The organism is Paraburkholderia sp. BR10937 (assembly GCF_040965695.1).
Taxonomy (GTDB): domain Bacteria; phylum Pseudomonadota; class Gammaproteobacteria; order Burkholderiales; family Burkholderiaceae; genus Paraburkholderia.
On record NZ_JBFRCL010000125.1, the window covers coordinates 1 to 2,590 of the forward strand.

3 protein-coding genes are annotated in these 2,590 nt (G+C 65.4%); all 3 read right to left on the bottom strand.

The features are described from left to right. Nucleotides 1-884 (bottom strand): 4-hydroxy-2-oxovalerate aldolase (gene dmpG / locus AB4Y44_RS42150; RefSeq protein ID WP_368702786.1); only part of this gene is annotated, 884 nt, incomplete at its 3' end. A 4-nt stretch (nt 885-888) separates the two neighbouring features. Further along, nucleotides 889-1,836 carry an acetaldehyde dehydrogenase (acetylating) gene (locus tag AB4Y44_RS42155; RefSeq protein WP_342922697.1) on the bottom strand — a complete coding sequence of 316 codons (948 nt, stop codon included), beginning with the start codon at nt 1,834-1,836 and terminating at the stop codon, nt 889-891. A gap of 13 nt (nt 1,837-1,849) precedes the next feature. Beyond that, nucleotides 1,850-2,590 (bottom strand): 2-keto-4-pentenoate hydratase (locus AB4Y44_RS42160; protein WP_368702787.1); only part of this gene is annotated, 741 nt, incomplete at its 5' end.

The following is a 2,590-nucleotide window of genomic DNA, read 5'->3' on the forward strand; positions in this document are numbered from 1 at the left end:
TCCGAGTGGCGCAGGAAGCTCGAATACACCCCCGCATAGCCGAGCGCGAGCGTTTCGCGGTCCACGCGAACCGGGCGGTCCTGCAGCGGGCGCACGATGTCGTCGGCGGCGTCCATCAGCGTGTAGAGGTCCGTGCCGTGGTTCCACCCCATGCGTTCCGCCGCACCGATGAACACTTCGAGCGGTGCGTTGCCCGCGCCCGCACCCATCCCGGCGAGCGAGGCATCGACGCGGTCGCAGCCTTCCTCCACCGCCACGATCGAGTTCGCCACGCCCAGCGAGAGGTTGTGGTGCGCGTGCATGCCCGTTTGCGTTTCGGGCTTGAGCACGGCTTTCACTGCGCGGAAGCGGTCGCGCACGTCGTTCATCGTGAGCGCACCGCCCGAATCGACCACGTAGATGCAGGTCGCGCCGTAGCTTTCCATCTTCTTCGCTTCGACGGCGAGGTTTTCCGGCGTGGTCATGTGGCTCATCATCAGGAAGCCCACGGTGTCCATGCCGAGTTCGCGTGCATATTCGATGTGCTGCTTCGAAATGTCGGCTTCCGTGCAGTGCGTGGCGATGCGCACCACACGCGCGCCAGCGTTGTACGCGGCCTTCAGGTCGTGAATCGTGCCGATGCCGGGCAGGAGCAGCGTGGCGATCTGCGCGTGCGTCACCACGTCCGCCACCGCCTCGATCCACTCCAGGTCGCTGTGCGCGCCGAAGCCGTAGTTGAAGCTCGAACCCTGCAGGCCGTCGCCGTGCGCGACTTCGATGCTGTCGACTTTCGCGCGGTCCAGTGCGCGGGCGATGTCCTGCACGTTCTGGATCGAGTACTGATGGCGAATGGCGTGGCTGCCGTCGCGCAGCGTCACGTCGGAGATATAGAGTTTCTTGCTCATGGTCTTATCCCTCCACGCTCAGAAGCGTCTGCGCCATGCGTTCGGCGGTGGCGAGCGCGGCGGAAGTCATGATGTCGAGATTGCCTGCGTAAGCGGGCAGATAATGCGCGGCGCCTTCCACTTCGAGGAACACCGAGGTCTTCAGGCCGCTGAACCTGCCGAGGCCCGGAATATTCAGAGGCGCGTTCGCGGGAATCTCGTCGAACTGCACCTTCTGCTTCAGACGATAGCCCGGCACGTAGGCGTGCACCTTCGCGACCATCTCTTCGATGGACTGCTCGACCTTCTCGCGGTCGGCCGCCTCAGAAAGCGTATAAACCGTGTCGCGCATCATGACCGGCGGTTCGGCCGGGTTCAGCACGATGATGGCCTTGCCCTTTGCAGCACCGCCCACCACTTCGATCGCCTTCGAGGTCGTTTCGGTGAACTCGTCGATGTTGGCGCGCGTGCCGGGGCCCGCCGACTTGCTGCTGATCGACGCGACGATTTCGGCGTAGTGCACCTTCGCGACGCGCGACACGGCCGCGACCATCGGGATCGTGGCCTGGCCGCCGCACGTCACCATGTTGACGTTGGGCGCGTCGATATGCGCGTCGAGGTTCACCACCGGCACGCAGTACGGGCCGATGGCGGCGGGCGTGAGGTCGATCACGCGGATCGACGGCTTGAACGTGCGCAGCAGCGCGTCGTTCTTCACGTGCGCGCCAGCGGACGTCGCGTCGAACACGAAGTCGATGTCGTTGAACACCGGCAGGCGCGTGAGACCCACCACGCCTTCGTGCGTGGTCGCCACGCCGAGGCGCGCGGCACGCGCGAGACCATCGGAGGCCGGGTCGATGCCGACCATCGCCGCGATCTCCAGATGCTTGCTGTTGCGCAGGATCTTGATCATCAGATCCGTGCCGATGTTGCCGGAGCCGATGATCGCGGCCTTGAGTTTTTCGGAAGCCATATGAATTCCTGTATCAGGCGGAGAAAGTTGCGCGAACGCTGCCGAGGCCTTCGATCTGCGCGGTGTACGTGCCGGGTTCCTTCACGGCGACCATGGGGCCGAGCGCACCCGTGAGCACCACGTCGCCCGCACGCAGCGGCGTGCCGAGCTGGACCATGCGGTCGGCGAGCCACACGGCGGCGTTGAGCGGGTTGCCCAGGCACGCGGCGCCGTTGCCGCGCGAGAGCACTTCGCCGTCGCGCGAGAGTTCCATTGAGCACCCCGTCAAGTCGATTTGCGGGAGCGGCACCGGGCGGCTGCCCACCACGAAACGCGCGCTCGACGCGTTGTCGGCCACCGTATCGACGAAGCGGATGTCCCAGTTCTGGATGCGGCTGTCCACCACCTCGATGGCCGCGAGTGCATACGCGCTGGCGCGCAGGATATCGACGAAGGTGTGCTTTTCGAACGTGAGATCGTGTTCCAGCACGAGCGCGATTTCCGCTTCCACCTTCGGCTGGATCAGCTGCGAGAGGGGAATCGCCTGCGCGTCGCCGTAAGCCATCGACGCGAACAGCGCGCCGAAGTCAGGCTGATCGACGCCGAGCTGCTTTTGCACCGCGAGCGACGTGAGACCGATCTTGCGGCCCACGATGCGCTCGCCGGTCGCCACGCGCAGATCGACGTTGGCCTGCTGCACGGCGTAAGCGGTGGCGATATCGTCGATAGCGATCTCGCCGCGCACCGGCTCGATCACGTTGCGCGAGGCTTCGGC

Bases quoted from the DNA above. Each gene is read 5' to 3' on its own strand.
- AB4Y44_RS42155 (WP_342922697.1), bottom strand. From the start codon at position 1,836: ATGGCTTCCGAAAAACTCAAGGCCGCGATCATCGGCTCCGGCAACATC.